The organism is Rhodoblastus acidophilus (assembly GCF_900187365.1).
Lineage (GTDB): Bacteria > Pseudomonadota > Alphaproteobacteria > Rhizobiales > Beijerinckiaceae > Rhodoblastus > Rhodoblastus acidophilus.
Window position 1 is genome coordinate 377,618 of sequence record NZ_FYDG01000001.1, and the last position, 11,624, is coordinate 389,241.

The window sequence follows — 11,624 nt, forward strand, 5'->3', positions numbered from 1 at the left end:
GCTCCCGACCCAACGCCCCCGTCCCGTTTCGAGACGTTGCGCGGCGCCGGATGAAGGTTTCACATTATGCGGCGGCGGCACAAGCCCAAAGCTCCCATTCTGCTTGACGCGCGGAATGAAATCCAAAAAAGTCCGGCCATGCTCGTCGCCAGCGGATTTGAAATGGCCAGCATCGAGCGCGTTTCGGCGTGCGTTCTCGACGCGCTTGACGCCCAAAAACCGTTCAGCCTCATTCGGTTGGGCGATGGCGAAGCCGTTCTGCTCGGTTATCCAGATCTCATTCATCCGACCCGCTTCGCGCATTGGATGGGCAATTTCTTCGGCCCCCACGCCAAGCCGACGCATGGGTTCGACACTTTGCGGGCCTATCTCGTCCACGCGATCCGCAACGCCGACGTGGTCGGGCTTTCCCCCCGAAAATGGAGCGATCTCGACGACGCCCGCGCACGCCTGTCGCGGCTGGGCGCCAAGGGCGGGCGCCTGACCCAGGCCGAGAAGGAGGCGATCAGCGCGGTCGAATGGGGCGTGCTCGCCCATCTGGCCGCGCCCCTGCTGGCGCCGGGGCAAATCCTCGCCACCACCGCCGTGCATGGCGAACTGGAGACGGCCGGGGTTCTCAAGCAATGCGTGTCGCGCGCCGCGCAGGTCAACATCATCAGCGGCAACGATCTTCAGGCGCGGTTCGCCGCGCGTTTTCCCGACAAGTTTTTGCGGGTCCGGCGCGTGCCCACCGAATACAAGTTCGCCGCCGAACGCGACGGCTGGGAGCGGCGGCCGCCGCATTTTCCCGACGTGTTCGAGGCGGTGCTGGAGGAAATCCACCGGGGCGATTTCGCCGGGCTGAGTCTGGTGGGCGCCGGCCCGTGCGGCAAGGCCTATTGCGACGCCATCCGCGCCGCCGGAGGCGTGGCGCTGGACATCGGCTCGATCATGGACCTCTGGGCGGAACGGCGCACCCGCAGCTATTTGGCCGAAATGAAAAGCGTCACACTTTAGAAGGAGTTAAGGCGGATTCGGGTGAACCGGAGCGCGTCCCCGGCGTTATTGACGCAAGCGAAAGAAGGCGGGACGGCGCTCACGCGACGCGACGATCCCGCCACGCGAACGCCGGGGCCTTTCTCATCCGCATATGGGCGCCGCAGCTTGAACCTGCTTTCCCGCCCGCCGCCGGCGTCAACCCTGGGGAGGCGCATGTGACTAAGCTGCTGGCCGTTTCGACTTCCATCCTGGCGCTTTGCGCGACGCAAGGCGTATGGGCGCAAGAAACGAAACAAGAGACGAAACAAGAAACAAAACAAGACTCCAAACAGTCGATAGAACAGATGAGCCGCGATTCCAGCCAATGGGTCATGCCGGCGAAAGACTACGCCAATACGCGCTATTCCACGCTCAAGCAGATCAACACGAGCAACGCCAACCGGCTCGCGCCGGTGTGGAGCTTCTCGACCGGCGTGCTGCGCGGGCATGAGGGCGCGCCGCTGGTGATCGGGGACGTGATGTATGTCCACACCCCCTTCCCCAATATCGTTTACGCGCTCGACCTCAACAATGACGGCAAGATCCTGTGGAAATACGAGCCGAAACAGGACGCCAACGTCATTCCCGTGATGTGTTGCGACACCGTCAATCGCGGCCTCGCCTTCAGCGACGGCAAGATCTTCCTCTATCAGGCCGACACCACGCTGGTCGCGCTCGACGCCAAGTCCGGCAAGCAGGTCTGGTCGGCGAAAAACGGCGACCCCGCCAAGGGCGAGACCGGCACCGCCGCGCCGCTGGTGATCAAGGACAAGGTGTTCGTCGGCAATTCCGGCGGCGAGTTCGGCGTGCGCGGCGCGATCACCGCCTATGACGTCAATTCGGGCAAGCAGATCTGGCGCGCCTATTCGACCGGCCCGGACAAGGACATGCTGGTCGATCCCGAAAAGACCACCATGCTGGGCAAGCCGATCGGCAAGGATTCCAGCCTGAAGACCTGGGAAGGCGACCAGTGGAAGATCGGCGGCGGCGCCGTCTGGGGCTGGTTCTCTTACGATCCGCAGGTCAACCTGATCTATTACGGCACCAGCAATCCCTCGACCTGGAACCCGAAGCAGCGGCCCGGCGACAACAAATGGTCGACCTCGATCTTCGCGCGCGACGCCGACACCGGCGAGGCCAAATGGGTCTATCAGCTCACCCCGCACGACCAATGGGACTATGACGCGGTCAACGAGAGCATTCTCGCCGATCAGGACATGGGCGGAAAGACCGTCAAGACCCTGGTGCATTTCGACCGCAACGGTTTCGGCTACACGCTCGACCGGACCAACGGCGAATTGCTGGTGGCGGAAAAATTCGACCCCTCCGTCAACTGGGCGACCAAGGTCGAGATGGACAAGAGCAGCCCCAATTACGGACGGCCCGAGGGGGTGAAGCAATATTCCACCGAAGCGAACGGGGAAGACGCCAACACCAAGGGCGTCTGCCCGGCGGCGCTCGGCTCCAAGGACCAGCAGCCGGCGGCGTGGTCGCCGGAAACCAAGCTGTTCTACGTGCCGACAAACCATGTCTGCATGGATTACGAGCCGTTCCGGGTGGCGTACACGCCGGGGCAGCCCTATGTCGGCGCGACCCTGTCGATGTATCCGCCCGAGGGCCAGGCGAACATGGGCAATTTCATCGCCTGGGACGCGACCAAGGGCAAGATCGTCTGGTCCAATCCCGAACGCTTCTCGGTCTGGTCCGGGGCGCTGGCCACCGCCGGGGATCTGGTGTTCTACGGCACGCTGGAAGGCTATCTGAAGGCGGTGGACGCCAAGACCGGCAAGGAGCTGTACAAGTACAAGACCCCGTCGGGCATTATCGGCAATGTGATGACCTATCAGCACAAGGGCCGGCAATATGTGGCGGTGCTGTCGGGAATCGGCGGCTGGGCCGGCATCGGCCTCGCCGCCGGGCTGGCCGATCCCCATGCGGGTCTCGGCGCGGTCGGCGGCTACGCGGCCTTGAGCAACTACACCTCGCTCGGCGGCAGCCTCACCGTGTTCGCCGTCGAGCAGGAATGACCACGTTCCCAAGGAGACGCGCGGCGGTCGCGCGTCTCCCTTCGCCGCGAGGCGCTCATGCTGTCCATCGTGATCCTGATCTGCTCGATCGCCACCGCGCCCGCCGATTGCCGGGAAACCAACGCCCTTCAGGTGGTGAACGGCGGGCAGGCGCGCACGGCGAACAATTGCGGCGCGCTGGCGCAGGAGGCGCTGGCGCGCAACGCGCTCAAGCCGGCGCCGGATCGCGAATACGCCAAGGTGGCCTGCCTGCACAGTAAGGAGGCGCGCTAGACCTTCACGGCCCGCCGAACTTGTACATCAGGCCGAACATGGCCGAATTGGAATCGTAGCGCACCTTGTCGGACACGCCGGTCGCAGCGTTCGTGGTCGTCGCCGTTCCCAGATCCGTGAAGCGATATTCGGCGCGGCCGATGACATGGTCGGTGAAGGCGTATTCCACGCCGCCGCCGAGGGTCCAGCCGACGCGGTTGGCGTTGGCGTTCATCATGGTCGGGGCGGCGCCGGTCATGGTGGTCTTGACGTCGCCGAAGGCGACGCCGCCCGCCGCGAAGATCAGCGCGCGGTCGAGGGCGAAGCCGAGCCGTCCCCGCAGATCGGCGTCATAGTTGTGCCGCGCGTTGACGCCGTAGACGGCGCCCGTCGCGTCCCTGACATTGGTCGTGCGCGATCCGCCGATCACGCCGTCGCCATTGGCCTCGACGCCGACCACCATCGGGCCGAGTTGCTGATTGTAGCCGATCATGCCGCCGAGCGCGCCGCCGACGCCGTTCATGCGGTACGGCGTGGTGGTCGCCAGCGCCGGATTGGTCACGACGCCCTGCCGGCGCATGAAATCGGCGCCGCCCTCGACGCCGGCGTAAAATCCGGTCCAGCTGAAGACCACGGGCGCGGAGGTGAACGCCGGCGGCGGCGGCGCCTTGTTCGACGGCAGGTCGGCCGCCTGGGCCTGTCCGACGCCAAACAGGCAAAGGGCGGAAACGAGCATTTTTCGCATGAGGTCCTCTCTTTTGACCGCTTGAGCGACGCCCGAGCCGCGCGAAAGCGGGATCGAGCCGCCGCGCGCGGCGTCGGGCGCATCGCAAGCCATAGAGAGGGGCTTTGGCGAAATTTAGGATTTTTATCAGAAGGTTACACGTAATTTAGCCGGGTTTTCGCCTTGATGGTTCAGCGCGGCGCCGCCCGCGTCAGGATCGCGTCGAGATCGGCGTCCGCCGCCAGGGCGCCGTAAAGCCGGCCGCCGGCGTTGCCGAGGCGGGACCGGCAAAAGGCCTGCGCCACGGCGGAAGGCGCGCCGCGCAGCATCAGGCTGGCCTGCAACGCGCAGGCGAGTCGCTCGGCCACGGCGCGGGCCTGGCCTTCGGGGCAAGCGGCCCAGGCGGCGAACTCCGCCCGCAGCGCCGCCGCCTCGCGGTCGAAGCCGCCGTCCACGCCGCGCGCCTGTTCGATCTCGCCGAGCAGCGCCTCCGCCGTCTCGGGCTGGCGGGAGAAGGCGCGCAGCAGGTCGAGGCACTGGATGTTGCCGCTGCCCTCCCAGATCGCATTGACCGGCGCCTCGCGATAGAGGCGCGGCATCGGGCCGTCCTCGATGAAGCCGGAGCCGCCGATACATTCCATCGCCTCGGACGCGAGGCCGGGGGCGCGCTTGCACAGCCAATATTTGCCGAGCGGAACGGCGGCGCGCGCCAGCGCCGCCTCGGCGGGATTGTCGGAGGCGTCGAGCGCCCGCGCCACGCGCAAAACCAGCGCGAGCGCCGCTTCGGCTTCCAGAGCGAGATCGGCGAGCGTGACGGCCATCAGCGGCTGGTCCGCCAGCGCGCGGCCGAACGCCATGCGCTGGCGGCAATGATCGAGCGCCTGCGCCAGCGCCGCGCGCATGCCCGCGGCGGAGCCGACCATGCAATCGAACCGCGTCATCGCCACCGCGCCGAGAATGGCGGCGAGGCCGCGCCCTTCGGCGCCGATGCGCCACGCCAGCGCGCCGCGCAGCTCGATTTCGGCGGTGGCGTTGGACACATTGCCCATTTTCGGCTTGAGCCGCACGATTTCGAAAAAATTGCGCGTCTCCTCCAGCCAGCGCGGCATCAGGAAACAGGTGAGGCCCCCGGCCGAGCCGCCCGCCGGCTCGGCTTGCGCCAGCACCAGAAACGCATCGCTCATCGGCGCGGAGACGAAGTATTTGTGCCCGACCAGCCGCCAGCTCTCGCCGTCGCCGGTCGGCGTGGCCGTGGTGGCGTTGGCGCGGACGTCGGAGCCGCCCTGCTTCTCGGTGATCGCCATGCCGACGGTCGCGCCATGCTTTTGCGACAGCGGCAGGTCGCGGGCGTCATAGCGGTCGGACAGGATTTTCGGCAGCCACAGCGCCGCCAGCCCCGGCTCCCGCGCGATCACCGGCACGCAGGCGAACGTCATGGTGATCGGGCAGAGATGGCCCGCCTCGACCTGGGTCTGCACGTAGAAGCGCGCGGCGCGCGCGACATGGGCGCCGGGGCCGGGCGCGCGCCAGGGCGCGGCGTGCAGGCCGGCTTCGATCGCGCCGCGCATCAGCGCGTGATAGGCCGGGTGATAGCTGACGACGTCGATGCGCTGGCCATAGCGGTCGTGGGTGGCGAGCTGCGGCGGGATGGCGTTGGCCAGCCGGCCCAGTTCGAGGCGCGCCTCGCTTCCGCAGGCGGCGCCGAACGCCTCCATTTCGGCCAGCCCCGCCGCCGCGCCCTCGCGGGCGACGCCCTCGCGCAGCGCGGAATCGCCGGAGAACAGGTTGACGTCGGCCAGCGGCGCCGGCTGATTGGTCACCTCATGGGTGGCGAAGTTCCAAACGTCCGGCGCTTGCGACATCGCGCCCCTCCCTGGGCCACTTAACGCGCTGGAACGCCATAAGGCTCTTGCGCGTATTAACGTTGTTGGGCCGCGCGAGGACGGCGGCCGGGCGGGGCGCCGGAATGGGCCGCGTCGTCCGCCTCGATGACGACGCGATCGCAGCCGACCGCCCGCAGCAGCCGCGCGACATGGGCCGGGGAGACGTCGTCCCTCGCCTCTTCCCCCGCCTCGCCGGCGCGGCGCAGACAGGGGGCGATGACCACGATCCGGCGCGCCGACGACATTTTTAGCGCGCCCGTGAAGATCACCAGCCAGGCCAGGCTATCGCGCATGTCGGCGCCCGCGTTCGGATCGAGGAAGACATAGACGTCGCGGCCCCGCGCCCCGGCCATCCCGTCAGGACCAAAGTCTCGTAGAACCGCGCGAAGCGCCGGATGCGGAGCAGGTCGCGCCGACCCTGCCGTCGGAACCGTTCGGCGCGCATCGCCTTGAGCGCGCGATAGAACGCCTGCGCCTGCTCGCGCGTCGCCGCCTCGACCAGTTGCAATTCGCCGAGCCGTTCGACGAGATTGCGCCGCTTGCGCTTGTGCTCCTTGCGGTCCTTGGCCTTGAGCGACTGGGAGTCGTAGAGCGCGCGGCTGGCCGGCAATTCGAGGGTCCAGCAGCGCAGGTCGATCGGCGCCATCCAGCCGAGACGGGCGAACGGAACCGGCCGGCCGTACAGCGCCTCCGGCATTTTGTCGAACCAGAACACATCCACGCCGGGGACCGCGTCGCGCACGCCAACCCACAGCGCCGCCAGCTCCGCGTCGGTCACGGCGAGATCGGGCGCGCAGATCGGCATGTTGTAGTCGCTGACGCCAAAATCGGGAAATTCGGCGATCCGCACGCCCCAGCGCCGCCGCACACACAGGACGAAAAACGCCACCGGCCGCCCGGTGGCGCGGGCGCGCGCCGTCACGAACAAAGGTTCGGCGCCGCTCGGGACGCCCAGCGTCATGAACCAGGGCTTGATCCACTCCTGCGTCTGGAACGCCGAGCCGGCGGGATCGAGCTCGGACCAGACCGGGGCCGCGATGGCGAAATCGCGGGTGGCCTGCACCACGAACGGCGAGGGATCGGCGGGCCGGATGGCCTGCGACGCAAGGCCGTCCAGCGGAACCGAGGGCGCGCTCACGCGTTCACCCGCCGAAGGCAAGCGTCAGGGTCGGCGCGTCGCAACCAGTCTTCGCGCCAGTAATAATAGGGCGCGCGGGGGCAAAACAGCCGCGACCTTTTGCCGAGTCCCGTGCAGTAGAGCCCGTCGAGAATGACGCATCCATTGCGGAACGTCAGCATGCGCCCGGTGTTTTCGTCGATTTGCCGGCGAACGCGGCCGAGCACGCGAAACTGGCCGCCGCAATATTTCAGCATTTCGCGCTCGAACACCAGACCGCGATTTTTCCAGTCGCGGTTCAGCGTCCGCATGATGTCCTCGGCGGGCCGCACCTCCACCAGTTCGCCGGGCTGCAAGCCGAGCGGTTCATAGCTGGCCGGAGCCGGCGCCGGCTCGGCCGCGGCGGGGCATCGCCGCGGGGCGAGAGGCGCTTGAGCATTCCGGTCAGGGCGGCGACGGAGACGCGGGCGCCGACCTGAGCGGCGCTGGCGTTGCCGGTGGCGATGTCGTCCAGATATTGATTGAGCCGCGTCGGCGACAGCGGCGTCGTCGCCGGCGCGATCTCGGTCGATTGGCAACGGAAGCGCGGCGAGCCGTCCGGGAAGGCCGGGGCGCGGGCGCCCTCCATCAGCAGCCCGATCGCGCCGGCCTCGGCGCGGGCGGCCCCCGCGTCAAGCCCGGCGGGCTTCAGCCAGGCCTCCTTCCAGAAGATCAGGCAGCGCGCTTCGCAGCCGCCATGCGCCTCGCCGCTACAGCGCATTTCGCCATGCACGGCGTCCTTCATGCGGCGCATGTCCGTGGCGCCGGTGGGATCGCAGGTCTTGTGCGCCGACTTCCAGACGGTGAAGCGCGTCCCGCAATACCGGACCATTTCCGGCATGAAGGGCAAGGCCTCCAGACTGGCCCGGCTGTCGAGCGTCGCAAGGATTTCGTGCAGGGGCCGCACCTCGACCCAGTCTCCAGCTTTCATGGGAGCGCCTCACTCTCTCAAGGGCCGCGCCGCCGACCGGACGGGTCCGCGCCGCGCGAAATCCAGGCGGAGGCTTGCGCCGCCTCCGCCCCGTCGGGCGCGCGCGCCGCGCCAGAGCGCCGCCGCCTTGAGCGAATGCGCGGAGCCGTCGACGCATTCCAGCCAGCCGGCGCGATTGAGCGTGTGCAGCCGCCGGCCGGGCCACAGCGGGCCGGGGCGCAGGATCGTCTCGACCCGCTGCTCGAAGCCTTGCGCGTCCAGCCGCGTGACGACCGCGAGAGCGAGCGCCGCGCCATAGCCGGCGCGGCAATCCTGCACCGGCCGGATCAGCCGCCCGCCGCGCTCGACCATTCGGCCCGCCGGGCGCGCGGCGCCGGCGTCGATCAGCACCGGATTGCGCCGATGCGGCGTCCACGGCCCCTGCGGCCTCGGCGCCGACCACAGATGCAGCGAGTCGGAAAACGACCCGCCGTCGGCGCGCACGGTCGCCATCATCCACCAGAGATCGCCGCGCCGGAACAGCGTGGCGTCGCTCGCCACCACATCGGCGACCAGCCGGGCCTCGCAGCGCCATCCAAAGGGGAAGTTTTCGGCGCGAAACAGGTCGATGCAGCGCGCGGCGCCGGATTCGGGAACCATCCAGACCTCGCCCTCATGCTCGAACACGAAGGGATAGGACAGATGCGTGGCGGCGCTCAGGACCGGCTGCGGCGCCGATCTCGGCCCGGACCTGTCGAATTCCGCGACCGAGATCACGCCGCGCCCGACGCGGTGGTCGTAATCCTCGACGAACAGAAAGGCGCGGCCGCGCCAGATGAACGGAAACGGGTCGGCGCAGAAATGGAAGCCGTCGTCCGGCAGGTCGGTCCAACCCGTCGCGGGATGGGCGCGCAGGTCGATGACGTCGGGGCCGTCCGCCACCCGCCAGCCGACGCGCCAATGCGGCGCGTAATGGGTGATGTGGTAGAGGCGGCGGCGCAGGCCGCGCGCCAGCTCGGCCGAAACGAAGCGGGCGACCCGCAGGCAGCCGGCGCGCGGGACCGCAGCGCGCTCCAGCGCCGACGACGATCCCCGCCCCGCGACCGCCGCCGCGATCAGCGCGCCGGTTTGGGAGAGCACGTTTTCCAACGCGGCGCGCAGCGATCCCGCCATGTCGCAGCCGACGCGCGCCGACGCGATCAGGCGGTTGGCGGCGACGTCGATGATCTCGATCGCGGGCGACGCTTCGCCGAGCAGCGCGTCGAGCGCCGCCGCCTCGCCGAACGCGCCGTCATAGGTCTCGAAACCGCCATGGGTGGCGGGGACGCCGCGAATGCCCAAAACAGCTGGCTCGGGCGCGAGACCCGCGCCGTCCGCTCGCTCGACGACCGATCGGGGCCGTCCCAGGCGCGCAGCGACGGTTCGACGACGAGGCGCGAGCTGTCGATGGATTGGATTGTCATGGGCGAGCTCCGTGACGGCCGCGCGCAAAAAGCGCGCGGACGATGGCGGTTCCGGGCGTGTCGTCAGAGGGGCGAGACGGCGTCCTGCACCAGATCGAGCGGGATTTTCCGGTGCGCCATGTCCAGCAACACCCGCACCCGCTCGTGGCTCGACAGGCGTTCGAGCACGGCGACCTGTTCGGCGAAGGGGCCGGTGAGCACGCGCACCTGCTGGCCGGGGCGCAGATCGAAAAAGCGCACGATCTCGTCGGGGCCGCTGCGCGCCAGCAGCGCATCGACGATGTCGGAGGCGATCGCGGCGGGCGCGCCATCCTGCGTCAACAGGCAGGTCACGCCGCGCGTGCAATTGATGGCGCGCCACGGGCGGAAGCCGGGGTCGAAGGCGACGAACAGATAGCGCGGGAACAGCGGCGCATACACTTTGCGGACCTGACGCGCGTGCCGCACGTTTTTGACGAAGCGCGGCAGAAAGGCCTTGAAGCCTTGCTCTTGCAGATGGCGGCGCGCCATCGCCTCGGCATGGGCCTGCGTATAGACCACATGCCAGCGGTCGGCGCGGTCGGCCGCAAGCGGATCGGGACAGTCGCAAAGCGGCGCGGTGGATGCGTTGCGAAACTGAATTAAATCGGAAGGTTTCGTCATCCAGTGGCTCTTGCGCTGCGGTGACGGGGAATTTGGCCTTGGCGGCCCGACGCAAATAAAGCGCGTAAGCTGCCGCAGTCCTGGTGACCAAAGCCACCGGTTCAGTATTTAATTTCCATCAATTTAAATAGCGGGGAATAAATTGTCAAGAATCGGCTAATTTAATTTACATTATTCTCCGACCTCCCGAGCAGCTTGCGCGCGGGCGCAGCGTCATTCCACGGAAACCGGATCGGAAACACTCGCATTTTTGGCGCGGACGCTGCGGCGCGCCTCCGCATGACTACGCAAGCGGCCTGGAGACGGGCGCGCGGCCCGCCGCATAAGCTTGGCAAGTCTTCGGCAGATGAAATGTGTGCGGCGCAACATTCGGGGCGGAGCACGGGCCGCCCCGATTCGGGATTCGCGCGGTCAGCCGCGCCGCGCCGCGCCGAAAGCCTGGGCCAGCGCGCCGGCGATCGCCGCCCCCTGCGGGGCCAGCGCCGAGGCCTCGTCGAAACCGAGCCGGCCGAGCGCCTGTTGCAGCAGCGTCTTGCGCGCGGCGATCGTCACCTCGAACAGGCGCGCTTCGTCCTTCAAACCGAACAGCCATTCGTCGCCGGTGGCGAGCGCGTCCACCAGGCCGAGGCCCACGGCCTCGCCGCCCAGCCACACGTCGCCATTGGCGACCTTGGCCAGATCGACGCCCGGCCGGCGCGACGCGACGAAAGCCTTGAAGGCCGCGTGGATGTCGTCGATCTTGCCGATGGCGTGCTCGCGGCCAGCCGGCGTGATCTCGCCGAACACCGAAATGGAGCGCTTGAATTCGCCCGCCGTCAGCTCCTCGTAGTCGATGTCGTTTTTCTTGAGAAAGCGGTGGAGATTGGGCGTCTGCGCCACCACGCCGATGGAGCCGACCAGCGCGAACGGCGCCGCGACGATCCTGTCGCCGGCGCAAGCCATCATGTAGCCGCCGCTCGCCGCCACCTGATCGACGCAGACGGTGACCTTGATTTTGCGCGCGCGGAACCGGCCGATTTCGGCGGCGGCGAGGCCGTAGCCGGTGACCGTGCCGCCGGGGCTGTTGAGGCGCAGCACGACTTCGTCGGTCTCCGGCCGGGCGACGGTGAGCACGGCGTCGATTTCCTGCGAGAGGCGCTCGACCGAGGTCGCCATCGGGTCGCCCTTGAAGGCCAGAACGAAGATGCGCTTCTTGTCGGCGTTTTCCGCGCCGGACGCCGCGCGCTTGCGGGCGTTGGCCTCGCGCTTGCGGGCTTTGGCGAGGGCTTTTCGCTCCTTCTTGTCGAGGATTTCCTCGTCGAGATCGTCGCGCATCCGATCGTAGCGCGCGTTGAGCGAGCGGACCTCGATCTCGCAATCGCGCGCGGAATCGCGGCGCTTCAGCGAGGCGACGAGGCCGACGACGGCGCCGAACGCCGCGACGATGAGAAGGGCCTTCAAGGCGAAGGCCGCGATGTCCAACCAGAAGGTCATGCAATGGCTCCTGCGCGCAATAGCTTGCGTGGCGTCATTCCACGGCGGCGGCGAGAAGGCAAGCCGCCGCCGTCTTC

The 11,624-nt window shown here is 68.2% G+C and carries 12 protein-coding genes; 3 read left to right on the plus strand and 9 right to left on the minus strand.

The annotated features are described in order from the left end of the window. The first annotated feature begins 138 nt into the window (after nt 1–138). From CFB24_RS23530 to CFB24_RS01595, 3 genes are all read left to right on the plus strand, one after another. Nucleotides 139–996 (plus strand): GT-D fold domain-containing protein, encoded by an 858-nt coding sequence (locus CFB24_RS23530; protein ID WP_244593266.1) that lies wholly within the window; start codon nt 139–141, stop codon nt 994–996. 197 nt (nt 997–1,193) lie between these two features. After that, nucleotides 1,194–3,044, plus strand: a complete 1,851-nt coding sequence (locus CFB24_RS01590) for a methanol/ethanol family PQQ-dependent dehydrogenase (RefSeq protein WP_275936882.1) — start codon at nt 1,194–1,196, stop codon at nt 3,042–3,044. 57 nt (nt 3,045–3,101) lie between these two features. Continuing rightward, a complete protein-coding gene (locus tag CFB24_RS01595) occupies nt 3,102–3,317 on the plus strand; it encodes a hypothetical protein (protein ID WP_088518817.1) in 216 nt (71 codons plus the stop codon). 4 nt (nt 3,318–3,321) lie between these two features. Here CFB24_RS01595 and CFB24_RS01600 read toward each other — a convergent pair whose 3' ends face one another. The 9 genes from CFB24_RS01600 to sohB form a co-directional block, all read right to left on the minus strand. Next, nucleotides 3,322–4,041: an outer membrane protein gene (locus tag CFB24_RS01600; protein WP_158255276.1), complete on the minus strand. Its 720-nt coding sequence runs from the start codon at nt 4,039–4,041 to the stop codon at nt 3,322–3,324. Nucleotides 4,042–4,211: 170 nt separating this feature from the next. Beyond that, nucleotides 4,212–5,882 (minus strand): acyl-CoA dehydrogenase family protein, encoded by a 1,671-nt coding sequence (locus tag CFB24_RS01605; protein WP_088518819.1) that lies wholly within the window; start codon nt 5,880–5,882, stop codon nt 4,212–4,214. A gap of 56 nt (nt 5,883–5,938) precedes the next feature. Beyond that, complete coding sequence (locus tag CFB24_RS01610) at nt 5,939–6,196, minus strand: ribose-phosphate pyrophosphokinase-like domain-containing protein (RefSeq protein WP_244593268.1); 258 nt, start codon at nt 6,194–6,196, stop codon at nt 5,939–5,941. Continuing rightward, nucleotides 6,169–7,041, minus strand: coding sequence for a GNAT family N-acetyltransferase (locus CFB24_RS01615; RefSeq protein WP_088518821.1), 873 nt, complete (start codon nt 7,039–7,041; stop codon nt 6,169–6,171). Before CFB24_RS01615 ends, CFB24_RS01610 begins: the two co-directional genes overlap by 28 nt. Continuing rightward, nucleotides 7,038–7,331, minus strand: coding sequence for a hypothetical protein (locus CFB24_RS01620; RefSeq protein WP_158255277.1), 294 nt, complete (start codon nt 7,329–7,331; stop codon nt 7,038–7,040). The genes CFB24_RS01615 and CFB24_RS01620 overlap by 4 nt, the downstream gene beginning before the upstream one ends. Beyond that, nucleotides 7,319–7,990 carry a hypothetical protein gene (locus CFB24_RS01625; RefSeq protein WP_088518823.1) on the minus strand — a complete coding sequence of 224 codons (672 nt, stop codon included), beginning with the start codon at nt 7,988–7,990 and terminating at the stop codon, nt 7,319–7,321. Before CFB24_RS01625 ends, CFB24_RS01620 begins: the two co-directional genes overlap by 13 nt. A 9-nt stretch (nt 7,991–7,999) precedes the next feature. Then, nucleotides 8,000–9,310 carry a glucosamine inositolphosphorylceramide transferase family protein gene (locus CFB24_RS01630; RefSeq protein WP_088518824.1) on the minus strand — a complete coding sequence of 437 codons (1,311 nt, stop codon included), beginning with the start codon at nt 9,308–9,310 and terminating at the stop codon, nt 8,000–8,002. A gap of 185 nt (nt 9,311–9,495) precedes the next feature. Beyond that, nucleotides 9,496–10,074 carry a transcription termination/antitermination protein NusG gene (gene nusG, locus CFB24_RS01635; protein ID WP_088518825.1) on the minus strand — a complete coding sequence of 193 codons (579 nt, stop codon included), beginning with the start codon at nt 10,072–10,074 and terminating at the stop codon, nt 9,496–9,498. Nucleotides 10,075–10,485: 411 nt separating this feature from the next. After that, the gene (gene sohB / locus CFB24_RS01640; RefSeq protein ID WP_088518826.1) at nt 10,486–11,547 is read right to left on the minus strand and encodes a protease SohB; all 1,062 of its coding nucleotides are present in this window, start codon (nt 11,545–11,547) and stop codon (nt 10,486–10,488) included. Nucleotides 11,548–11,624 lie beyond the last annotated feature (77 nt).

Bases quoted from the DNA above. Each gene is read 5' to 3' on its own strand.
- CFB24_RS23530 (WP_244593266.1), top strand. From the start codon at position 139: ATGCTCGTCGCCAGCGGATTTGAAATGGCCAGCATCGAGCGCGTTTCG.
- CFB24_RS01595 (WP_088518817.1), top strand. From the start codon at position 3,102: ATGCTGTCCATCGTGATCCTGATCTGCTCGATCGCCACCGCGCCCGCC.
- CFB24_RS01600 (WP_158255276.1), bottom strand. From the start codon at position 4,041: ATGCGAAAAATGCTCGTTTCCGCCCTTTGCCTGTTTGGCGTCGGACAG.
- CFB24_RS01605 (WP_088518819.1), bottom strand. From the start codon at position 5,882: ATGTCGCAAGCGCCGGACGTTTGGAACTTCGCCACCCATGAGGTGACC.
- CFB24_RS01610 (WP_244593268.1), bottom strand. From the start codon at position 6,196: ATGCGCGATAGCCTGGCCTGGCTGGTGATCTTCACGGGCGCGCTAAAA.
- CFB24_RS01620 (WP_158255277.1), bottom strand. From the start codon at position 7,331: ATGCGGACGCTGAACCGCGACTGGAAAAATCGCGGTCTGGTGTTCGAG.
- CFB24_RS01625 (WP_088518823.1), bottom strand. From the start codon at position 7,990: ATGAAAGCTGGAGACTGGGTCGAGGTGCGGCCCCTGCACGAAATCCTT.
- nusG (WP_088518825.1), bottom strand. From the start codon at position 10,074: ATGACGAAACCTTCCGATTTAATTCAGTTTCGCAACGCATCCACCGCG.
- sohB (WP_088518826.1), bottom strand. From the start codon at position 11,547: ATGACCTTCTGGTTGGACATCGCGGCCTTCGCCTTGAAGGCCCTTCTC.